General features: G+C 38.2%; 18 protein-coding genes and 1 other annotated feature. Of the genes, 12 read left to right on the top strand and 6 right to left on the bottom strand.

Going from position 1 to position 22,218, the window contains the following annotated elements; translation table 11 throughout:
* Positions 1-33 precede the first annotated feature (33 nt).
* On the bottom strand, positions 34-1,029 hold the full coding sequence (locus FC84_RS00505) for a calcium/sodium antiporter (protein ID WP_057753735.1): 996 nt from the start codon (positions 1,027-1,029) through the stop codon (positions 34-36).
* 235 nt (positions 1,030-1,264) lie between these two features.
* On the opposite strand from FC84_RS00505, the gene FC84_RS00500 reads away from it, so the two are divergent.
* Positions 1,265-1,492, top strand: a complete 228-nt coding sequence (locus FC84_RS00500; protein WP_057753732.1) for a hypothetical protein — start codon at positions 1,265-1,267, stop codon at positions 1,490-1,492.
* A gap of 50 nt (positions 1,493-1,542) precedes the next feature.
* Here FC84_RS00500 and FC84_RS00495 read toward each other — a convergent pair whose 3' ends face one another.
* The 4 genes from FC84_RS00495 to FC84_RS00480 form a co-directional block, all read right to left on the bottom strand.
* A complete protein-coding gene (locus FC84_RS00495; protein ID WP_057753729.1) occupies positions 1,543-2,310 on the bottom strand; it encodes an ABC transporter permease in 768 nt (255 codons plus the stop codon).
* Position 2,311: 1 nt separating this feature from the next.
* Positions 2,312-3,217 (bottom strand): ABC transporter ATP-binding protein, encoded by a 906-nt coding sequence (locus tag FC84_RS00490; RefSeq protein ID WP_057753726.1) that lies wholly within the window; start codon positions 3,215-3,217, stop codon positions 2,312-2,314.
* Positions 3,218-3,375: 158 nt separating this feature from the next.
* Positions 3,376-5,418 carry a serine hydrolase gene (locus tag FC84_RS00485; RefSeq protein WP_057753723.1) on the bottom strand — a complete coding sequence of 681 codons (2,043 nt, stop codon included), beginning with the start codon at positions 5,416-5,418 and terminating at the stop codon, positions 3,376-3,378.
* A 204-nt stretch (positions 5,419-5,622) separates the two neighbouring features.
* Positions 5,623-6,525 carry a serine hydrolase gene (locus FC84_RS00480; RefSeq protein WP_057753720.1) on the bottom strand — a complete coding sequence of 301 codons (903 nt, stop codon included), beginning with the start codon at positions 6,523-6,525 and terminating at the stop codon, positions 5,623-5,625.
* 206 nt (positions 6,526-6,731) lie between these two features.
* Positions 6,732-6,927 (top strand) — a binding site (T-box leader).
* Between the two features lie 50 nt (positions 6,928-6,977).
* Here FC84_RS00480 and leuS point away from each other — a divergent pair.
* From leuS to FC84_RS00465, 3 genes are all read left to right on the top strand, one after another.
* Complete coding sequence (gene leuS, locus FC84_RS00475) at positions 6,978-9,398, top strand: leucine--tRNA ligase (protein WP_057753715.1); 2,421 nt, start codon at positions 6,978-6,980, stop codon at positions 9,396-9,398.
* Between the two features lie 590 nt (positions 9,399-9,988).
* Positions 9,989-11,650, top strand: a complete 1,662-nt coding sequence (locus FC84_RS00470) for a putative polysaccharide biosynthesis protein (RefSeq protein WP_057753712.1) — start codon at positions 9,989-9,991, stop codon at positions 11,648-11,650.
* A complete protein-coding gene (locus FC84_RS00465) occupies positions 11,647-12,366 on the top strand; it encodes a pseudouridine synthase (protein ID WP_057753709.1) in 720 nt (239 codons plus the stop codon). Before FC84_RS00470 ends, FC84_RS00465 begins: the two co-directional genes overlap by 4 nt.
* Positions 12,367-12,423: 57 nt before the next feature.
* Here the strand turns inward: FC84_RS00465 and FC84_RS00460 are convergent, their stop codons facing one another.
* The gene (locus tag FC84_RS00460; protein WP_057753706.1) at positions 12,424-13,272 is read right to left on the bottom strand and encodes an NAD(P)H-hydrate dehydratase; all 849 of its coding nucleotides are present in this window, start codon (positions 13,270-13,272) and stop codon (positions 12,424-12,426) included.
* Between the two features lie 291 nt (positions 13,273-13,563).
* Here FC84_RS00460 and FC84_RS00455 point away from each other — a divergent pair, with 291 nt between their 5' ends.
* The 8 genes from FC84_RS00455 to FC84_RS00420 all read left to right on the top strand — a co-directional run bounded on the left by FC84_RS00455 (position 13,564) and on the right by FC84_RS00420 (position 22,180).
* Positions 13,564-16,569 carry a hypothetical protein gene (locus tag FC84_RS00455; protein ID WP_151425830.1) on the top strand — a complete coding sequence of 1,002 codons (3,006 nt, stop codon included), beginning with the start codon at positions 13,564-13,566 and terminating at the stop codon, positions 16,567-16,569.
* A gap of 12 nt (positions 16,570-16,581) precedes the next feature.
* Positions 16,582-17,010 carry an LPXTG cell wall anchor domain-containing protein gene (locus FC84_RS00450; protein ID WP_057753700.1) on the top strand — a complete coding sequence of 143 codons (429 nt, stop codon included), beginning with the start codon at positions 16,582-16,584 and terminating at the stop codon, positions 17,008-17,010.
* Positions 16,991-17,578: a hypothetical protein gene (locus tag FC84_RS00445; protein WP_057753696.1), complete on the top strand. Its 588-nt coding sequence runs from the start codon at positions 16,991-16,993 to the stop codon at positions 17,576-17,578. Before FC84_RS00450 ends, FC84_RS00445 begins: the two co-directional genes overlap by 20 nt.
* A gap of 59 nt (positions 17,579-17,637) precedes the next feature.
* The gene (locus FC84_RS00440; protein ID WP_057753693.1) at positions 17,638-18,318 is read left to right on the top strand and encodes a hypothetical protein; all 681 of its coding nucleotides are present in this window, start codon (positions 17,638-17,640) and stop codon (positions 18,316-18,318) included.
* A 95-nt stretch (positions 18,319-18,413) separates the two neighbouring features.
* The gene (locus tag FC84_RS00435) at positions 18,414-19,454 is read left to right on the top strand and encodes a WxLIP family cell surface protein (protein WP_057753690.1); all 1,041 of its coding nucleotides are present in this window, start codon (positions 18,414-18,416) and stop codon (positions 19,452-19,454) included.
* Positions 19,455-19,653: 199 nt separating this feature from the next.
* Positions 19,654-20,343 carry a VTT domain-containing protein gene (locus FC84_RS00430; RefSeq protein ID WP_057753687.1) on the top strand — a complete coding sequence of 230 codons (690 nt, stop codon included), beginning with the start codon at positions 19,654-19,656 and terminating at the stop codon, positions 20,341-20,343.
* 229 nt (positions 20,344-20,572) lie between these two features.
* Positions 20,573-21,382 carry a Cof-type HAD-IIB family hydrolase gene (locus FC84_RS00425; protein ID WP_057753684.1) on the top strand — a complete coding sequence of 270 codons (810 nt, stop codon included), beginning with the start codon at positions 20,573-20,575 and terminating at the stop codon, positions 21,380-21,382.
* Positions 21,383-21,499: 117 nt separating this feature from the next.
* Entirely contained in the window at positions 21,500-22,180 is a 681-nt protein-coding gene (locus FC84_RS00420; protein WP_057753681.1) for a histidine phosphatase family protein, read from the top strand.
* Positions 22,181-22,218: the final 38 nt, after the last annotated feature.

Genomic DNA, 22,218 nt, shown 5'->3' with positions numbered 1-22,218 from the left:
GCCTAAATGCATTGTGCTTTTTTAGTGGGGCTATTAATGGGTATTTAATATTAAGTAGACAAGATAAATGAATAATAACCAAATACCTTCCTTACGACTGATAACTTTAATTTTTGAATTGTAAATAAAAATTGCCAAGGTGATTAAAGTTAATAACATAATTGGAAAAATTTGGTTGAAGTAAACGGCTGGTACTGGCATACCACCAGGATTAATCGCAATTGACAGTCCTAAAACTAATAAAAGGTTTAAAATATTAGCGCCTAACACATTACCAACGGCCAGTGCACCATAACCTTTTTTAGCTGCGGAAAAAATAGTGGTCAGTTCTGGCAAACTTGTTCCTAAAGCAACAATGGTGGCACCAATAATTGTTTCCGGGACACCTAGTAAACGGGCGCCTGTTTTAACGGAACCAACCAAAGTTGAAGCAAAAAAGGCGACTAATAAGGCGGCCAGAAAAATTAACAGAATAGGTTTAGTTAAAGATTGGTGGGGTCTAGCAGTTTCTGTCGAAATTTTAGTGGTGGATTTACTTTTACGAAAAGAAATCATTAGATAAACAGGCAAAGCAATTAGAAAAATCCAACCGATAATGTTGGGAATATTACCAGCTGCCATTGGAAATTTAGTCGGTATTTGATTAAAACTAGCAAGGATGAGTAATAATGAAAAGCCAAAGAAAATTGAAAAGTTTTTGGCGACACTTTGCGCCACTGGTAATAACCCGGCTAGCGCACCAACACCTAACACTAACGTCATATTAGTGACGATTGAACCGACAGCATTACCTAAAGCGAGTTCGGCAGAACCGTTAATGATAGAAGTAATTGAGGTAGCCACTTCTGGTAAAGTTGTACCCAGAGATACAATAGTGGCGCCGATAATTAATTCCGGGATACCAATTGCTTCAGCAATCTCAACGGCGTTTTCAACTAATAGGTCTGCCGATTTGGTCAGACCTATTAAGGACACAACGAAGATTAAAATCAGTAAAAATAGCGGTAATTGTGCAAATAAGGTTTCCATAATATCTCCAATCATACAAAAAAGCGCACGCGACAAGTTGTTTTCTCCGCCCTCGAGAAAACTAAACCTTGAAGCATACGCTCAACCGTTTTAACTATTAAATTAAATAAAATACTTAAATAGTATATCAAAAATACGCTTTTAGTTCAATTGAGATCGTTTTAGTCGGTTAGATTAGCAATGAATGATAAAATATGACAAGATCTTATTAGGCATAAAAAATAGGAGTGAAATAATGACAGAACAGCAGCAAGCAACACTTCATGCGGCACTACTCGCGATTGATGATCCCTATTACTTGAATACGTTTCAAGATGCTGAAGATGAAGCAGAATGGTGGCGGGTTAACGAGCAATTCATCCAATACGATATTAAACGTTTCTTACCAGCAGCATTTAACCCTCGAAATCCCGAAGTCTGGCGATTTATTCGCATTAATTTAGGACAGTTCTTTGAAGACTAATAAAAAAGCGGCGAACAAAATTTGTTCGCCGCTTTTTGCTGTAGTTGGCGCTAAACACTGTGCTTTCTGAAGCTAAAGTAAGCAATAACGGTAAAAATAACGGTATAAATTAAGGCACCAGCAACCATCGTCGAGGTGCTTAGCATGGTGACTTTGCTCATATCTGGTGAATTAATCTGTGCTTGGACTAAGAGCATTGTTAAAGGATTCCACTTAAGCCATTCCCAACGACCAATTAATAAAATCAGTAAGCTTGAAGCAATTTGGACGATGAAGTAACCAACAAAACCACTAACAATGGCAGCGGCATTGGTTTTAAACCAAGTCGCTAACAATAAGACAAAACTAAGCAGTAATAAGGTAACCAACCAGTTACCACCCATGGATAAGAAATACTGTTTAATAAATGTTTGATGACCAAAAGGCGCTTGCCAATGAAAATCCGGTTTTAAAATGAAAGTTAGAATAAAAGTCATTAAGGTTGCCACGACTTGTAAAACCAAGAATTGAAGTAGGAGCACAATAATTTTGCTGATAAAAATTTGGCTGCGATAGTATTGACGATAGAGCAGTTGTTTAATCGTCCCATATTGAAATTCCATTGAGATAATCGTTGCAGTACTAGCAATCATAATAAAAATAATTAAAGCACCGCCAATATAATTACTGGCGATCAATGAATCAATAGGAAGAATTTCCGGATTAAACTTACCAATAATGGCAAAGCCAATTTGGGTCAGCACCATAAAGGCGAGAGCTAACCAAGTTCCGCGTTTATGAACCAATTTATATAATTCTTGTTTAATGAGTGTGCCCATGTTATTTAGCCTCCTTATCAGCATTAACCATGTCTAAGAATGATTCTTCTAAGTCATGTTGAACTTTATTAACATCAACAATACTAATATTGGCCGCAATTAATAAACGCAAAACTTCATCAAGTGAATTAAGGCGTTCTTGAGCAATCATAATCGCTTGATTTGGTAATAAGTTAATCCCCGCATTGGTTAAAACTTCCTTTGCTTGGGTATCTTTATTGGTGCGAATGATATAAGACGTACCACCTGATTGAACTAATTCGTTCATGCTACTTTGGCGCACAATTTGGCCGTGATCTAAAATTAAAATATCGTCAGCTAATTTTTCTAATTCACTAAGAATATGACTAGAGATTAAAAAGCTCGTTCCTTCGTCGGCTAATTGACGAATATAGTCTCGTAAGTTTTTAACAGCTTGCGGATCTAAGCCATTCATCGGTTCATCTAAAATAACCAAGCGGGGATGATTAACCAACGCTTGGGCAATTCCTAATTTTTGCTTCATACCTAACGAATATTGTTTAGCCCGTTGATTAATATATCGTTGCATGCCTAAGGCGTTCACAACTTGTTCAATATTGGCCTGACGATTCTTATGATTAGCGAATAATTGGAGATGTTGTTTCCCAGTGAGGAAAGGATAAATGCCCGGATATTCAATCAAGGCCCCAACTTGGTCTAATTCTTGATGACTTGTAATGGAAACCGGATCATCTGCGATCGTAATCTTGCCACCATCTGTTGGAATTAATCCAAGAATTGACTTCATGATCGTACTTTTGCCAGCGCCATTCGGTCCGACTAGCCCGACAATATGACCAGTCGCAACGGAAAAACTAACACCATGTAACACTTGTTGCTTACCAAACGATTTATCTAAATCGACAACGTTAAGTAAATCTGCCATAACGAAACTCCCTTAATATGTATTTGAAACTATGGTTACTAGCATAACGATAATCGATATTGAATGCAATCGGGCATCTGCCCGAGGCAGAGGTGTCTTTTTTAGCTATAAAAATAACTTAGAACAATTTCTATTGTTCTAAGTTATTTTAAGTTGATTTAGTGGTTGGCGCCTAAAATAGAATTAGTTGCTTGAGCGAGCTGCTCAATTAAAGTAATACCAGTGGCTTCACTAGCATTTTGATTTGTTAAAATTGCCACCGTGTAATCGACTTTTTCGGTTTGAATTGCCGAGATATGACCAATACTATTAACAATCCAAGAACCGTCACTTTCATCTAACCAACCATTTTTTACTTGATATTCAGATGAACCTGCTGAAACACCCCAGTCTTGGCTCGCGTCAACGTTACTTATTAATTGTTGCGCATAAGTGCGGGCCTCTTGATCAAGATAATGTTGATCATTATAGTAAATCGCGTTTAAAAGTTTTAACTGATCAAGTGCTGTGGTCGTTGTTTCGCCCCAGGCTTCTTGATTGGCGGTTGTGTTGGCCATTTTTAAAGCATTAAAGACAGATTGGGTAGCGGTATAGCTACCTAAGCGTTGGCTCAATAAGTAAGTTGTACTGGTATTATCACTAAGTGTGATCATTTTTTGCGCGTAATCTTTATCAGCAGCGCTTAGTGTCAGGTCACCTTGCATATTTTGTTTTAATAAAGCACTTAGTACACTGACTTTAACAATACTAGCGGTAGGCATAGCTGTTGTTTCGGCGATATTTGCCAAATGATAAGTTTGGTGAGTTTGCTGATTGTAAACAGCAATTTCAACGTGACTATTGGTCTGGTTCAAGATTTTTTGCCAAGCATTTTGCAGTTGGGAGGCGATTTTTTCTGGATTTGGGGTAGTTGGGACTTTTTTAGTTGCCGTTGTTTGATGTGACTGACTGGTGTTTGAAGAAGTGGACGAATTGGTAACTTTAGTTTGACTGACTGAGGTTGGGGTTAACGCCAGCGCTTGCGGCGTCGCACCATTAACGTTGTTAGTGCTACTCAGTAACGTAAAGGCTGAAGTTAAGAAGATAACAGTGACCATGGCCCAGCTTAATTGGACCCGAGTTTGCTGTTTGAATGAATTGAAGAAGGCCAAGCAGTTCTGATATAGAATTTGGTAACCGAAACTGAAAAGCGCTGCACAAATAGTTGCGGCAATTAAACTGGTACTAAGTTTTAAATGAGCGGCAAAGATTAAGTAAGCGGGCCAGAGTGCTAGATAAAATAAATAACTCGAATAGATATATTTTTCAGGTGCTTCGGTATCTTGTTGGCTGCGTAAGATTTTAATACCGCGAATAACTAACACGCTTAAAGCACAACCTAGTAGATTGATTAATAAAAATTGCCAATAATGATTAATCGTGAAGTAACGACTAATTAACAACAAGCCGCCGCTGCTTCCTAGGAGCAAAAGTAGGGTTTGTTTTTTGGTAGCTGTTTGAGCAATAGTTTCGAAATGATGAGGCACGTGTTGCCAACCATAAAGGCTGCCGAGCATACTGCCAATTGATAAAGGTAGGATGTAGGTTAGACTTGAAAAGTAAAGTTGCGCATAACTTATTTGATTAAAGACATCGCTAATTAGCACAACTAAACCGACGACTGCACCGCTCAAACCTATTAAATAAGTGATGAAACGCATTTGTTGAAGAGGACGCTGTGAATGACGAATCAACTTCTTAATAATCGTACTAATTAAGAACCAGCCAAGATAGAATTGAGCGATAATTGCGACAAACCAAGTCTGAAAAAAAGCATCGTGAGCATTAATGAAGTGAGTGCTGGTAGCATTGGTTAGCTCAAAGTAATTATTCGAGAAACCAAATGCGGCAATGATTTGCTTTGGTAATTCATTTAATAAATTATGGGCAAACAAAAGCGCTATCGGAATAATTGAAAGACTAATGCAGATAATGGGGAGAATAAAATATTTAAAAAGATTATGAAGTAAATAACCAAAATTAAACTTAGTCGGCTCAAGGGTTTGTTCAATCAAAATAGACGTAATTAAATAACCGCTATAAACCAGAATAAGATTAACCGCAACAATAGAACCAGAAAAGATGTTACCTGTCAGAATGTAATTCAATAATAAACCGAGAAAGATAAGGATACCCCAATCTAGCCGCTGTAACTTCGTCATTATGCCACCACCGTCAATAAACTTCTAATGATAGTATAAACAATTATTGTGAATATTTCTCAGACATCATGAGCATTTATGTTACATTTGTGTAACATATTACTAATATCATCGACTCATCAACTGTTATTTGGTTAATAAAGTATGGCATTCAGTGGCATCAGGATTGTTAATGAACTTAAAGCTATCAATGGTGGTTACTTATCAATCATTTAAAATGGTGTTAGTTGCTTGAGCCAATTTTTCAACGAGTGCAATACCAGAACTTTCACTGTTGTTTTGATCGGTGAGAATAGCAATGGTGTAATCAGCGTCACGATCAGTTGTCGCAGAAATATGGCCGATACTATTGATAATCCAAGTGCCATCAGTATCGTTTAACCAACCATTTTTTACTTGATAACTAGTTGCGCCAGCGGAAATGCCCCAATCTTGGCTGGCATCTACGCTGGCCATTAGATTTTTAGCATAGGTACGCGAATTCGTTGCTAAATAATGGTTAGCATGATAATAAATTGTATTTAATAATTTAAGCTGGTCAGCTGCAGTGGTAGTCGCGTAACCCCATGCATCCGTATTGGCTGTTGAATGGGTCATATGTAAATCATCAAAAACGGCTTGAGTTGCCGTATAGCCGCCTAACCGTTGACTTAATAAATAAGTTGTGGCGTCATTATTGCTTTCGGTAATCATTTGCTTAGCGTAAGCTTCATCGGTACTCGTTAACGTTAAATCGCCTGTCATGTTTTGTTTTAACAACTCGGTTAAAACACTAACTTTGACAATACTAGCTGTTTTAATGGCGGTTGTGGCGCTAACGTTGGCCAATTGATACGTTTGATTAGTATTTTTGTCGTAAACGGCGATTTCAACGCGACTATCAGTGGTCGCCATAATTTTTTGCCAAGCTATTTTTAATTGCGTGGCTTTTTTAGTCGCGGTGGTCGATTTAGTGCTGGTTAATTTGGAAACCGTTGCTTTAATCGTACTTGAAGAGCTGGCGGCGTTACTGATACTTGTTGCTTGTGTTTGATGATGATAAATGAATATTGTGAATATCATCATCGTCGTGGTTAAAAATAGTAATCGTTTTTGTCGATGTCGCAAGTGACCTTCATCCCTTTAATCAGTCTTAATCAATGATTAAAAAGATAGCGAACAATTGTGAATAAATCGTAACGATATTGTGACGGCGCTGCAAAAATTAGACGATTTTTTAAAACAGTTCAGCATTTAAATGAGTCAGTTCGCTTTTTAATTGAGAATGTTAGCCGTGGCTTGATTTTTCAAGGTGACCTGGTGTATATTAGAAGTCATAATCTTACTGGAATTAGTAGCAATCAGTTTTTAGTTCAGAGAGTGGATGTTTAGTGCGAATCCATCTAAAACTATTGTGAACTCGTCCAGCGGATCTTAACTTGAAATGAGTAGAGTCGAGCGTGTGCCAGCGTTAATGGTTTAGAGGGTTTATTCCAAATCTAGGTGGTACCACGGTCGCGCGTCCTATGAGCATATGCTTATAGGACGCTTTTTAGTTACAAAAATATGGAGGTAGTAACATGACATACAATCACACTGTCGTCGAGAAGAAATGGCAACATCGTTGGCAACAAGATCATGAGTTCAAGACAACAGAAGACAAAAATAAAAAGAATTACTATGCCTTGGATATGTTCCCATACCCATCTGGTCAAGGCTTACACGTTGGCCATCCTGAAGGTTATACCGCTACGGATATTACCGCTCGGATGAAACGGGCTCAAGGTTATAATGTGTTGCATCCAATGGGCTGGGATGCCTTTGGCTTACCTGCCGAACAATATGCTTTGCAAACAGGTCATGAGCCTGGTAAGTTTACTGCTGAAAATGTGGCTAATTTTAAACGCCAAATTAATTCTTTGGGCTTCTCTTATGATTGGGATCGAGAAATTAACACGACTGATCCTAATTATTACAAGTGGACTCAATGGATTTTTGAACAAATGTACAAAAAAGGTCTCGCTTATGAAGCAGAAGTTGCAGTTAACTGGAGTCCTGATTTAGGTACCGTTGTGGCCAATGAAGAAGTGATTGACGGCAAGACTGAACGAGGCGGCTTCCCAGTTTATCGTAAGCCGATGCGTCAGTGGATGTTGAAGATTACTGCTTACGCACAACGTTTGATTGATGACTTGGATTTAGTTGACTGGCCAGAAAACATCAAAGAGATGCAACGGAATTGGATTGGTCGTTCTGAAGGTGCAGAAATTAATTTTGACGTTGTTGGGACTGACGGTCAAAAACATAGCTTCCCTGTTTTCACAACGCGTCCTGATACATTGTTTGGTGCTTCATACATCGTCATGGCACCTGAACATGACTTAGTTGATCAAATCACCACGCCTGAACAACAAGCTGCAGTTGCAGCTTATAAAGAAGAAATTAGTCATAAGAGCGATTTGGAACGAACTGATTTAGCTAAGGATAAGACAGGTGTCTTTACTGGCGCTTATGTTATGAATCCAGCTAACGGTGAGAAGTTACCAATCTGGATTTCTGATTACGTTTTAGTTAGCTACGGTACCGGTGCTATCATGGCGGTTCCCGCTCATGACACTCGTGATTACGAATTTGCTCAGAAATTTAACTTGCCAATCAAACCAGTTTTAGCTGGCGGCAATATTGAAAAAGAAGCCTTTACTGGCGATGGCAAACATATCAACTCTGATTTCTTAGACGGTTTGACTAAAGAAGCAGCCATCAACAAGATGATTGAATGGTTAGAAGCAAAACAAATCGGAACTAAGAAAGTAAATTATAAATTACGTGATTGGTTATTTAGCCGTCAACGTTATTGGGGCGAACCAATCCCAGTAATTCATTGGGAAGATGGCGAAACGACGTTAGTTCCTGAAGATCAATTACCATTGCGCTTACCAAAGACTGATGATATTAAACCTTCAGGTACTGGTGAGAGTCCACTAGCTAACTTGACTGATTGGGTTAATGTTGTGGATGAAAACGGTCGTAAAGGTCGCCGTGAGACGAACACAATGCCACAATGGGCTGGTTCATCATGGTACTACTTACGTTTCATTGATCCTCATAATTCTGAAAAAATAGCTGACCCTGATAAATTGAAAGACTGGTTACCAGTTGATCTTTATATCGGTGGTGCTGAACATGCAACCTTGCACTTATTGTATGCTCGTTTCTGGCACAAATTCCTTTATGATTTAGGTGTTGTCCCTACACCAGAACCATTCCAAAAATTATACAATCAAGGGATGATTTTAGGTAACAACCACGAAAAGATGTCGAAATCTAAAGGCAACGTGGTTAATCCTGATGAAGTAGTTGAACAATATGGTGCTGATACATTACGTGTTTATGAAATGTTCATGGGACCTTTGGATGCTTCAATTGCTTGGAGTGAGGATGGCTTAGCTGGCTCTCGTCGTTTCTTAGATCGGGTTTGGCGTTTATTTATCGATGATGAAGATCAATTGCGTGATCGCATTACGACTATCAATGATCATCGACTTGATAAGATTTATAACCAAACAGTTAAGAAAGTGACCGATGATTTTGAAGCATTGCATTTCAATACTGGTATTTCTCAATTAATGGTCTTTGTGAACGAAGCTTATAAAGTTGATGCTTTACCAGTTGAGTATGTTGAAGGGTTCGTGAAGTTATTAGCACCAATTGCACCACATATGATGGCTGAAATTTGGGAAAAATTAGGTCATGCTGAAACCTTAACTTATGCTGCTTGGCCAACTTACGATGAGAAATTCTTAGTTGATGATACCGTTGAAGTGATTGTGCAAGTTAATGGTAAATTACGTGCTAAGTTGCAAGTTGCTAAAGATATTGATAAAGACACGTTACAAGATTTAGCTTTAAATGATGAAAATGTCTTGAAATTTACAGAAGGCAAGAACATTGTCAAAGTCATTGTCGTTCCCGGCAAGATTGTTAACATTGTTGTGAAGTAAAACTACTCAAAAAGCGCCAACGTTTGCTTAAAAAAGCGACGTTGACGCTTTTTTTGTGTCTACGATATTACACATTGCCGTGGTGAAAAATAAATACTAATCGCTGGAACGTAGTGGACGCCGCTTGAAACCAATTTTTTCAAAATTGTTTCCAAGACGGGCCTTCTTGTAGTCGATAAATCGTCAACAAGAAGTTCACTACTGAGCGATATTTATTTTTCACCACTCAACAAGTAATTAGATCACACTATAACTTATTTGCCAGTGCCGGAGGGAAATCGCAGTCAGCAGCGGAATTGTTGTTAGTAATTTATTACTTACAACAAAGTTTGTGTTTGAGACGATTTAATTTTTAATCGGCTCAAACCAATACTCGCAGCGTTCCACCAGCGTATTTCCCGAAGGCACGAAGAAATCGCTAAGGTGGTTATAGTATCGCGACAATCGATTTAAATTCAGTTTACAGTTCAACATGTTTAAAACATGCTTAAATATGCATACTGAACGTTTTATTCACTTGCTATTTAGGTTACAATGTAGATTATCCGTATTTCAAAACAACTTAACGCACCAATCAAAGGAGTAATCACTTGGCACGGGAATCTCATCGTTCAACAACATCACAAGCGGTTGGTAATAATACCGCCGATAGTCAAGCTAGTTTAGTTAAAGGATCTGCATGGATTACAGCTGGGAGTATTTTTTCACGAATTCTAGGCGCCGTCTACATTATGTTATGGTTGCCAATGATCGGCGATGCCCAGACTGGTAATTTAGCCAACTCCCTTTTTGGTAAAGGCTATAATATTTATAGTATTTTTTTGTTAATTTCAACTGCTGGTATTCCTGGCGCGGTCGCTAAGCAGGTGGCACGCTATAATACTTTAAATGAGTATCGTGTCGGGCAACGGCTATTTAAAACTGGTGTTAAGTTAATGTTGGTTTTAGGCGTTGTTTCTGCCGGTATTATGTATTTTGCGGCACCGTTATATGCACAAAGCCCACAAGAAATTCCGGTTTATCGTTCGTTAAGTGCAGCCGTTTTGATTATTCCGTTTTTGAGTATTTTTCGCGGTTATTTCCAAGGCTATGCGCAAATGGCGCCTTCAGCCGTTTCACAGTTTGTGGAACAATTGGCTCGTATTATTTATTTACTAGGTGCTACTTACGTCATTATGGAAATGCGCCATGGTAATTACGTGGCCGCCGTTGTTCAGTCAACTTTCGCGGCATTTATTGGCGCTATCTTCGGTATTTTAACCTTGGTTTGGTTTTATGCACGTGAACGTCATAACTTCAATCAATTGATTGCTGGTTCTAATGATGATGTTCGGGTTTCTTCGCGGCAATTAATTATTGAAATTATTCAACAATCATTACCATTTATTATTCTGGGTTCAGGGATTACAATTTTTCAATTAATTGATCAGTATACTTTTTACGGTATGATACATCAATTTTACGTGGTGAGTGAAAAGCAACTTGATATTTTCTTTGCTATTTTTAATTTTAATGCTAATAAATTAGTCATGATTGTTATTTCCTTCGCGTCAGCCATGGCGACTGCAGCGATTCCGCTGCTCTCTGGTGCTTATGCAAGAGGCGATAAAAAGGATATGGCTCAACAAATTGCTAATATTCTGCAATTGTTCCTGATTGTGATGTTACCAGCTGCTTTAGGCATGGCTGCTGTTGCTAAGCCACTTTATACGTTATTTTATGGCTATGACGCTTTAGGAACACGCGTGTTAATTTTAAGCTCTTATTCAGCTATTTTCTTAGGCTTATTCACTGCTTTAGCCGCAATTTTGCAGGGCTTATATCAAAATGGTAAGGCAATGGGTTACTTAATGGTAGGGATTATCATTAAATTTGCGATTCAGTATCCAATGATTGCACTATTTAATGTTTATGGTCCAACCGTTGCGACTACTATTGGGATGCTAGTGACATGTTGGTTAATGATTGATTCATTGTATCGTAATTTCCATTTCAAACTGGAACAAACCGCGCGACGAGCTTTAGCTTTACTGGGCTTTTCAATGATAATGTTTGTGGTTGCTTTTGGGACAGTCGAATTAATGGGATTATTCTTACCATTAGAACGTAAAATTATTTCGGCAATTGTTTTAGCTGTCGCAGTTGGCTTGGGTATTCTTGTTTATGGCTATTTAGTATTAAGAACGCGAATTGCTGATGTTATTATTGGTGCCAGAATTGGTGGTTTACGCGAAAGGTTGCACATTAAATGAGATTAGATCGCATGCTTAGCGAGAGTGGTTTTGGCAGTCGTAAAGAAGTCAAAGCACTGATTAAAAGAGGAGAAGTATCAGTTAATGACACGGTAGTCAAAGATGCTGGTGCCAATGTTCAGCCAGTTGATCGCATCAATATCGCTGGTATTGACGTTAACTATCAACCTTTTCAATATTACTTGTTAAATAAACCGGCTGGTTATTTAAGTGCGACTAAAGACAATCACATGCAAACAGTGCTTGATTTATTACCGACCGATCTACCACATTATCGAGATTTGGCACCGGTTGGCCGTTTGGATCGCGATACAACTGGACTATTATTGCTGACTAATGATGGACAATTGACCCATCAATTATTATCACCTAAGTATCATGTTGCTAAAGTTTATCGAGCACTGGTTACCGGCATAGTGGCAACTGAACTCATTGAAATTTTAGCTAAGGGTGTCAAACTTAGTGATTTTACAACGCAACCAGCGCAATTAAAGATTGTGTCGCAAGATAGCGAGCAGCAACAATCGTTAGTTGAATTAACGATTACTGAAGGTAAATATCATCAAGTTAAACGGATGTTGGCTGCCTTTGATCATGAAGTTTTACAATTAGAACGGGTGCAGTTTGGTCTGTTGACGTTAACTGATTTACCACGAGGTCAATATCGAGAATTAACTTCAACAGAATTAGCCGCCTTAAAAAAGAAGCGACAATAACAATTTCAATCAAAAAGAAGCCTTGCAAGATTGCAAGGCTTCTTTTTGATATCTTGATTATTTCGAATGTTTTTGGCTGTATTGTACCATGAGTTCGGGAAGTCGTTCAATTAAGGTGCTAGGAAGCGCGACATAGTGAGTAGCACCGACTAATTGTCCGGCTAAACCATGTAAATAGACAGCGGCTAGCGTAGCTGGTAGTGGATCTTTGAATTGGGCAATGAGTGCAGCAATAATTCCGGTTAGCGTATCGCCCATTCCGCCAGTTGCCATAGCAGCGGTGCCACTTGTATTTTGAAAAATGTCTTGATGTGAATAAATCTCAGTGCGATGTTGCTTTAACACGAGTATCGTTTGCTTAGGAAATTTAGTCGCCAAGGCCGTTTGATTAGCTATTGGGTTTTGCTCACTAATTTTTAGACCAGATAGGCGATGCCATTCTTCTTGATGAGGTGTTAAAACCAATTGGGCAGGACAATTGGTTTTAAAATCGCCTGTCGCTAGCAAAGTTAAAGCAGATCCATCAATAATTAATGTTTGTTGTGCATTGACGGTTGTTAAAGTGAGTTGCAATAATTTTTGAGCATCAGTGTCTAGACCCAGTCCGGGACCAATTACGATAACATTGGCTTGTTTAATTAAAGACGAGAGTGTGGTTAAATCAGTCCAATCCAAAAACATGATTTCTGGATAGCGAGCGTGCAGAGCATTACGATTGACGGTATCTGAAGCTAATGTGATCAACCCAGCTCCTGTTAATAAGGCGGCACTGGCACTAAGAATACCAGCACCACCATAAAGTTTAGAACCACCAATAACTAAGACACGACCATAATTACCTTTATGTGTTTCTGGTAGTCGCGGCGTGATGACTTGGGTCAAAATTTCGTCGGTAATTAATTGCATACTCGTTTGCTCCCTTACGTTAAACTTATTACCCGCATTGTAACATGCGGACTATTTTTGTGTCGTCAAGTATTAATTACCCATTTTTTTGAAGTATATTTATACATTAATTATTTTATTAAAAAGATCACTATTTTAAAAAGTGCCGTTATATCGAGATTATCTGCGATTATTATCAAAAATTTTATGGCGGAGCAAAAAACTTGATAATATTTATGCAAATAAATACTTAAATTAAGTATTATACTAAGGAATACCTAGCTGAGTTATTTCAGCTCTAAGGGAGGGGATATGATGTTGCGACACTTTAAGCAATTAAAAGTGTCAACTAGTATTACGATGATTTGGGTGTTATTTATTGGGTTACTTGTCAGTGCAATTTTACCAGCAGCTCGAACCAATGCAGAAACCACGTCGCCTACTATTGCAGGCAGTAATATCCAGCTAATACTCACGGCAAGCAATTTAGAGCAACAAGTTGATTGGCAGATGAAATTTAAAGCCAATGATCAATTAACAGCAACACGCTTCAAAATTGAAGCTGCTAATCAAAAAGTTACCGAGATTAAACAAGCCGATCAAGTAATCAAGGCTGACACAAACGGTTACTTCGAGTTAACGAAAGATAAGTTACAAGATGTGACATTCAATGCGCCACTTAATCAAGAATTAAAGCTCATGATTGACTCAAAAATTGGTAGCGCATCAACTTTTACTAAAGAAGGTGAAGGTACTTATACAATTGCAACGACAACAAATGGTGTCGCTTATCAGGTTAAAGCCGATAGTCAAACTGAATCAAGTACTGAGGCTGATTCAGCCAGCAGCAATTCTGTTGCTGATATTAATCAACAAGTTGAACAAAGTAGTAAATCGAGTGTCTCATCAATAACGAGCTCAAGTTCATCAACAACTAGCAGTAGTGAAAGTGCTAGTTCCAGTGAATTAAGTTCTAGTCAGCGTCAAGTTAGTGATACTGTGACTTCTACCGCATCAACTTCGGATAAAGCAGCCAAAGAATCGAGTCAAAGTAGTTCACCACAGACTAAAACAACGAGTCAAAAAATGACGCGTGGTACCGCAACTGGGACTGGGGCAACGGTCATTCCAGAAGGAGCGATTACGCTAGGCGATGTTTTTGCCAAACCTAATCAACAAGGTGAAGGCGGTTCAGTAACTACTGGCGCAATTGTAACAAATACCATTAATGATCCCAACATCAATGGAGGACTGCCTTATGATGAGATTACGTTTGGCGGTCAACATACTCGTTCTTCGATTTTTGCTAATGTTAAGCTAGACTTTAACCAATCATTTAGTAATCGAACCTATGTCAATTTTGGAACTGGTGGCGCCGATGGTTTTGCTTTTATTATGCAAAATGATCCTGGCGGTTCAAGTGTTAACGGGCGTGTCCATCAAGGTGGTACTCAAGCCATTACTGTTGCTTATAACGATTCAGACGGACAAAACTTAGGCGTTGCTGGTGGTGGTAGCATGAAAAGCGGCTACGAAGCTTATCGCTATGCCATTCAAAATTCCTTTGCGGTTGGTTTTGATTTTTATGAAAACAAGGATACAGGTTCTGATGGTGCTGCTTACGATTTGAATTCTGATCCGAAGCCACCACATATGGCTTACGTTTTTCCAGGTCAATCAGGAAGCTACTCAAAGGTCCCTGGATTATTCAATACTCGTGCGATTTTAAAGCACAATGCCACAATTGGTTTAGATGGGGCTATTAGTTCTAGGATTACTGATAATACTTGGTATGAATTTCTTTTTGACTATAATGCAAGTACTCAAATATTTAGTTATCGGTTAAGAAATCCAGTAACCAATGCAACAACTACACCGGTATCGATTAGTTACGCCGCATTAGCAGGACCACTTAATCTTGCAGGTAATAATAAACGGGCTTACTGGGGTTTCTCATCATCTAATGGTAGCTCTACTGGTAAAACTAAAATTGCTTTTTCAGAATTGCCTGACAAAACAAAACTAAGTTTAGCTAATGATGTCCTCAAAACATCAGATAGCCAATCAGTTATTGTAAGTCAAACAGATACAACAAAAGCTAAATATTTAAATGTTGATGATACAGGTAAGTTAGTCGGTGATTTTAAATACACAACTGGTGATAAAAACTTAGTTTGGGATAGTCTTAAGTTCAAAGTTGATGCTAGCGTAATTGATTTAAAGAGTCTTAAAAATGTCAAAGCGACCATCGATGGCGTTGAACTGACTGGTTTGTCTATGACTGCGGCGGCTGACGGTACGATCACTGTAACAACGGCTACTAAACCAGTATTAAAAAGTGGTTCAGAAGTTAAAATAACACTGGATTTCAAACCGCTTAGTACGTTGACCACAGATACGCTAACTAGTTTTACTAGTCAACTAACGTTACATCAACAAGATGACCCAACAATTGTTCGAAATATAACCGGTACCAGTGTTTATTTCTGGATTAGAAAGATGGCTGATGTGAAATTATCTTGGCCAGTTGGTGCATCAGAAGCACAACCAACCGACACGACAGTGGTTAAAGATCATCCTCAAATAACTTTGGATAAAGTGCCTACTGCTGATTATTCAGCACCGGTCTTCTATTACAAATCAACTAAGGTACCTTTTGCAATTAAAGTTACTGAAAATAATCAACAAGTTGGCTCGATCATACGACCATCTGTAGATGGTGCCGCAGATTGGCATAATAAATATTCGAGTTTAACCTTACCGCGTACTAATTTAACCTGGGGGATTCATCAGTTTAAACTATCCGCATATAATGTTGATGCTAATAATCAACCTGTCGGTGATGTTCTTGACACAATCACGCTAACTATTGCCGTTGATGGTACAGTTGCGATGGAAGTCACAACTGGGAATGCTACTAATTCACTACTATGGACTGGACGAAAAGTTGGACAATCAAAAGGATTATTAAATCGGGATGCAGATAATAGTATCGGTCTAACGGTCACTGATAATCGCTTGAATAAAACTTCAGGTTGGCACGTTACCGCGATTCAATCTGGCACTTCTGATCAGTTTGCATTACAGTGGCGAGATTCAACTACTGCTAATAGCACTGATATGACCAAACCTATTAATGTCTTTTCTTCAACTAGTGGTGAGACCATCCAGAAGAAAACCTGGACTTATGATGCGGGTGTATTACTGAATAGTCCTAATTATCTTAGTGTCGGTCAATATGACAACCAAGGTACCGGCAAGTATCACAATCCGGTCACTGTACAGTGGACATTAAACGACACTGTGGATCCGGTTTAGGGGGTGACGTTAGTGAAGAAAGTAAGTTTTATTTTAATTCTTGGCTTGTTGTTACTAACAAGCGTCACTCAACAAACTGTTTCAGCAACAACAGCAACCGGGGTTGACCGTGATAATGAAACAGTAACGGTCGGATTTTATGGCCGAGATTCTCCAGATACCAATACAAATGAGACTAAGCCTGGCATCGGTGGTAACGACTATCAGAATGACGCCAATGATCATGATGGCTCAAAAGGTTCTAATTCAACCACGAATGTGGGCAACGCCACTGATCTCATTAATGGTCATCGAATTAAAACATTTTTTAAAAATGCATTATTACCACAAACTGGGGAGCAATCAGGATTTTGGCTATCCTTTATTGGTAGTTTAATTTTGGCAATTTTATTGCTTATCTTTGCTAAAAGGAGGAAACAACATGATGAAGCTGAAGCCTAATTCAAAATTATTAGCCGGGTTGTTGCTCTGTCTGTTGATTCCATTAGCAAAGGCACAATCAGTTCGTGCCGATCCAATTGTAACAGGAACGAACCAGACACAAGCTAGCATTAAGATTGTGGCCAGTCCGTTAAATTTAGAAAAAGTCACCATGCCTACCTTTGGTAAACATCGTTTAACCGGTAAGACGCAAATTTTAACTTCATTAAATGATTTAGAAATTAACGTCAGTGATAAGCGGTACGATCAAACGAATCCTTGGGTACTTCAGTACGAACTTTCAACTTTTAACGATCATGATCATACACTTGGTCAAAAGGTCCAATTAGCCCTAGGCCAAGGTGAATTAACTGCAACAAAAGCACAGAACTTAACTTATCAAAGTTCGGCGCAACGACTTTATCCAGCGCAACAAAAGCGTTTGGTAACTGTTGCAGATGAGCAACGTCAGTATCGTTACACCATTCCTGCTGCCAAGATTAAATTGACAGTACCAGGGAATATCCAAGCTGGGGATTACGCAGCTAAACAAACGGTTACACTTTTCGATATTGCTCAGGCTAAATAACTAAGCAATGTCACTAAAAAATATATTATAAATGGGTTTTACAAATAGGAGGAATTATCATGAAAATGACATCAATTTTAAGCGCAAGTATCGTCGCATTAAGTTTATTAGCAGTCTCAGCTCCAGCGGCACACGCAGCAGTTATAGAAAACTCTGATGGCACAACAGATGACACGACAAAAGTTTTTAAAGGACAAAATCAAACCGACACTAATGTTACAATTATTGACAATGTTGATCCAACAGATCCCGATGTTGACCCACTTGATCCAACGGATCCTGATCAAAAAATGTTGACTTTGGATTCCGTACCTAGTGAATATAACTTTGAATCAAAATTACAAGGAACGGCTTATACAATTGATAGTGGTAAGATCTTAGCTGGTAAAGATGGGAAGAATGATATTGCTGTCTACAATGACCGTATCGCTCGTGCCTGGTCTGTTAAGGCTCAAGTTGCCGACAATCAATTAACACGGGCTTCTGATAGTAAGGGATTTGCAGTTACTAAGTTTAATGTTAATGATAGTGAATTATTAACTACTGGTGCTAAGCAAATTGTCTTTACAGCAGTGACAGATCCAGCAGATAGAACAGCAGCAAACAATACTGGTACTTTGACTAAAGAGGTTAGCAAGGTTGCAATTGGATTTAATGATGCTAATAAAGATTTAAAAGTTAATGATAAATTATCTGGTAAAATTCTTTATACTTTGTATAATACTATTGATGCCCAGTAATTAATATCTTAATAAAGCTGGAACTGGGGCCAATCTAGCCCTAGTTCTTTCTATGTTAAGCTTGAATTAAAGCATCTGTTAAGGGAGTGTTTATTTTGAAGAAATTTTTAGCATTATTTGCGGTATTACTTGGGTTTATTTTACCGAGTCAGATTGTTAATGCAGCCGATAAGTCGAACAGTCAAAAGGTTGGCTTTGATATTCAGGCTTTTATTCCTGATAATCAGATAGATAAGGAAAACTCTTATTTTGATTTGCGAATGAAGCCTAAGCAGGAACAGACGTTACAAGTGATTGTTAATAACACGTCTGACGAAGCTGGGACTTACAAGATTCGCGTCAATCAAGCCTATACCAATGACCAAGGCTTTATTGATTATCAGAAGCAAGTAAAGCCTGATAAGAGTATGCCTTATGATATTAATGATTTGGTTGATTATCCTAAGAAGATCAAAGTCCCTGCAAATAGTTCTAGAATATTCAAACTCCATTTAACAATGCCCGAAAAAGAATATAGCGGTCAAATTTTAGCTGGAATTCAAGTCAACAAAGTGATGAAGAAAACTTCAGGTATTTCAAACTCCTTTGGCTACATTATTAGCTTGAAGTTGACTGAAAATGATAATGAGGTCAAGCGTGATTTGAAGTTATTATCGGTTAAACCAGCAGCTACCTTTGGTAAGACAAGTATCGTGGCAACTTTACAGAATCCTAAAATGGATGCTTATGGTCATTTAAAATATCAAAGTAAAGTGTTAAAACGCGATACGTCTAAGGTTGTCTTTAAGAAGACCTATGATTCTAATATGCAAATGGCTCCCAATTCACAGTATAAATTTGCCATTGAGTACGGAAAACGGCTGAAATCTGGGGATTATACGTTAGATTTGTTAGTTAGCGATGCTAAGAATAATCGTTGGCACTTCAAGAAGAACTTTACGATTACTGCTGAACAGGCTGATCAAGTTAATAGTGTAACTGTTGATCAGGGTCAGAAGAAGTCTTATTGGTGGTTATACCTATTGGCAGGCTTGTTAGCTGCAGCCATCGTATTATTATTGATTCTCATTTTTAAACGTCGTAAAAAAGATGATGAGGATTCAGAAACAACTGACGCAAAACATATTAAAAAATAAGAAACAACAAGTCTAAAACTGATCAATAATCAATTCACACTTGATTGATCAATAAAACAGTCATCCTAATTGCTATTCAGTTAGCGAGGATGACTGTTTTTATTTGGGATTAAACTGTATTTATAATTTAAAATAGGTCATAATTTAAATTATGAAGATAATAGCTGGATAGTCAGCCATAGTTAGTTTGAGGTTAAGAATGAAAATATTACGACGAATTTTATTATCAGTATTAGTTATGAGTTTGATTTTGTTAATAATGGCAGGATTGTATCGGCACTTTGCAACAGAGATTCAATTATTTGTGCATAGTTCCCAAGAAAGTCAACAAGCAAATGGACAACGACTCTTGCAGGCAATTCATCAGCATCAACATGATCCGGTTGTCTTAGTGTTAGTTATTCTATTGATTGCAGTTTTTGCGGCCATTCCCCTTATGCCGATTTCGGTTATTGGGATTGCTATTGGTGCTGGCTATGGTGGATTACTTGGCGGCTTGATTAATACGATTGGAATTAGTTTGGGTAATTTGGCCGTTTTAGCTATCTTTCAGCTTACGGGTTTATCGCACAAAATTACCGCTCATGATTCGCGGATTATTGATGATATTGAAAAGATGCATCATCCGTTACTCGGTTTGATAATTGGATATAGTGTGCCTTTTATTTCGACAATTTTTGTTGATATCACCGCGTTACATTTAAAGTACACTTTGCGTCAGTTATGGTTGCCTGTAGTAGTTGGTAGTTTACCGGTAGCTTTCATTTATGCTTACGGTGGTAATTTAGTAAACAGTGGTGATTTACGAGTTGGCATTTTTATCGTCATCGCTTTGTTAGTACTTTTTTCGTTAACGGTACTAATTAGGAAAGATCGAAAACAAGTCTAATTGATGTTTAATATAAAAAATAACCGTCGCTCAAAATTTCAACCGATTATTGAGCACGCGACGCTTATGTTAGTACAGTTGAATTAAAAGACAATTGCTAATCTCTTAGAGAGCAGGAGGGTGAAGATAGCAATGACGATTTTACGCGATAATTTTTAATCGCGATATCTTGCCGTAACTTGAAATATTGACTACACTAAAACTATTGAATTTTTCAGGAGGACTATTTTTGACACCAAAATTAATTGCCTTGGATCTAGACGGTACGACGCTTAATCAAGATGGTAAACTCTCAATATTGACGAAACAGGTTCTACAAAAAGCTCAAGCAGTAGGGCATCGGGTGGTTATTGCAACTGGTCGCCCGGATAGTATTAGTGAATCGATTTATGACGAACTACATTTGCAGACACCAATGATTAACTTTAATGGTGCGCTAGTTCATATTCCTCATCAGCAGTGGCAATATGAACATATGCAGACATTAGCGCTACAAACGGTCACAGCACTATTAACGCTGCGGGAACAATTCCCAATCAAAGTAATGGTTGCCGAAGGTAAAAAGTTATTATTAGCGGATCGTCCTTATACTAATATTCCTTTCTTGCCAGATATGCCTAATCCTGAGCGATTATTAAGTGCGACAACATTACAGCAAGCACCAATTTCAGTAACGATGTTCATTGAGGAACAACGAACACTAGACTTAAGAGCTGCAATCCAGGCTCAAAACTTCCCAGTCAGTGTTCAGAGCTGGGGATCGTGGAGTGGTGAGAATGCTGCTTTAGAAGTGGTGACGCAAAACATCAATAAAGCGGTGGCACTTGATTATGTGGCGCATAAGTTAGGCTTTAAACAACAAGATGTTATTGCCTTTGGCGATGATGATAACGACTTAGAGATGCTAAATTATGCTGGTTTAGGGATCGCCATGAAGAATGCTAATCCTAAAATACTTGATCGTGTACCGCGACAAATTTCATTGACTAATGCCGAAGATGGCGTTGCTCATTTCTTAGCTGATTATTTAGAATTTTAAGACTAAGATTTATTTTCTTTTGATTTTGAAAAATAAAGTCTTCACGTTTCAGAAAATATTTTCTAGAGCTAGCTAATATTGATTATTAAACACTCAACATAGGAAGGATATTATCCAATGCAAATTTATTTAACCCGTCATGGGCAAACTTTATTAAATCGTACTAACCGTGCCCAAGGGTGGTCAGATGCTTTATTGACAACGAAGGGTCGTACTGATGCGATAGCCTTAGGTCGTGGTCTCAATCAACAACACTTACGCTTTGACGCAGCATATAGTAGTGATTTAACGCGTGCAGTGACCACCGCTAAATTAGTTTTACATGAAGTTGAACAAGATGAATTGCCGCTGCAAACCACCGCTGACTTTCGTGAACAATGTTTTGGTTATTTTGAAGGGGAAGTAGCTAGTGTGATGTCTCAAGAAATATTTGGAATTGAATCATATCGTGAGGCTGTCACCACCTATCATAAGACGATGCGCGACTTAGCAGACGGAATTGCCGCTAAATTTAATGCCCAAGTACCTGAAGAAGGCGAAAGCTACACGCAGCTGCAAACAAGATTAATGCGAGGTTTACACCAAATTATCACCGATGCTCAGACGAAAAAATATGATAAAGTTCTAATTGTTTCACATGGTAATGCGATTACCACGATTCTCAATACGTTAGGCCAAAAATTAACCGAGCCGTTGCACAATTCCAGTGTGTCGATCCTGGTTCCAACAACGACGGACCAAATTCAAGTTGCTTCGATGGATGATGTTCGTTATATTGAAGAAGGATTAAAACACTAATTTTATAAGATAGTTAGACTAGATTAACTCAACTTAAG

The sequence above is a fragment of the Lapidilactobacillus dextrinicus DSM 20335 genome (assembly GCF_001436095.1).
Lineage (GTDB): Bacteria > Bacillota > Bacilli > Lactobacillales > Lactobacillaceae > Lapidilactobacillus > Lapidilactobacillus dextrinicus.
This window is presented reverse-complemented; position numbering and strand designations above follow the sequence as displayed.

What these genes read in the sequence shown, in the direction of transcription:
- FC84_RS00485 (WP_057753723.1), bottom strand. Translation starts at nt 5,418, where the DNA reads ATGACGAAGTTACAGCGGCTAGATTGGGGTATCCTTATCTTTCTCGGT.
- FC84_RS00465 (WP_057753709.1), top strand. Translation starts at nt 11,647, where the DNA reads ATGAGATTAGATCGCATGCTTAGCGAGAGTGGTTTTGGCAGTCGTAAA.
- FC84_RS00430 (WP_057753687.1), top strand. Translation starts at nt 19,654, where the DNA reads ATGAAAATATTACGACGAATTTTATTATCAGTATTAGTTATGAGTTTG.
- FC84_RS00460 (WP_057753706.1), bottom strand. Translation starts at nt 13,272, where the DNA reads ATGCAATTAATTACCGACGAAATTTTGACCCAAGTCATCACGCCGCGA.
- FC84_RS00445 (WP_057753696.1), top strand. Translation starts at nt 16,991, where the DNA reads ATGATGAAGCTGAAGCCTAATTCAAAATTATTAGCCGGGTTGTTGCTC.
- FC84_RS00455 (WP_151425830.1), top strand. Translation starts at nt 13,564, where the DNA reads ATGATGTTGCGACACTTTAAGCAATTAAAAGTGTCAACTAGTATTACG.
- leuS (WP_057753715.1), top strand. Translation starts at nt 6,978, where the DNA reads ATGACATACAATCACACTGTCGTCGAGAAGAAATGGCAACATCGTTGG.
- FC84_RS00420 (WP_057753681.1), top strand. Translation starts at nt 21,500, where the DNA reads ATGCAAATTTATTTAACCCGTCATGGGCAAACTTTATTAAATCGTACT.
- FC84_RS00500 (WP_057753732.1), top strand. Translation starts at nt 1,265, where the DNA reads ATGACAGAACAGCAGCAAGCAACACTTCATGCGGCACTACTCGCGATT.
- FC84_RS00490 (WP_057753726.1), bottom strand. Translation starts at nt 3,217, where the DNA reads ATGGCAGATTTACTTAACGTTGTCGATTTAGATAAATCGTTTGGTAAG.
- FC84_RS00495 (WP_057753729.1), bottom strand. Translation starts at nt 2,310, where the DNA reads ATGGGCACACTCATTAAACAAGAATTATATAAATTGGTTCATAAACGC.
- FC84_RS00505 (WP_057753735.1), bottom strand. Translation starts at nt 1,029, where the DNA reads ATGGAAACCTTATTTGCACAATTACCGCTATTTTTACTGATTTTAATC.
- FC84_RS00440 (WP_057753693.1), top strand. Translation starts at nt 17,638, where the DNA reads ATGAAAATGACATCAATTTTAAGCGCAAGTATCGTCGCATTAAGTTTA.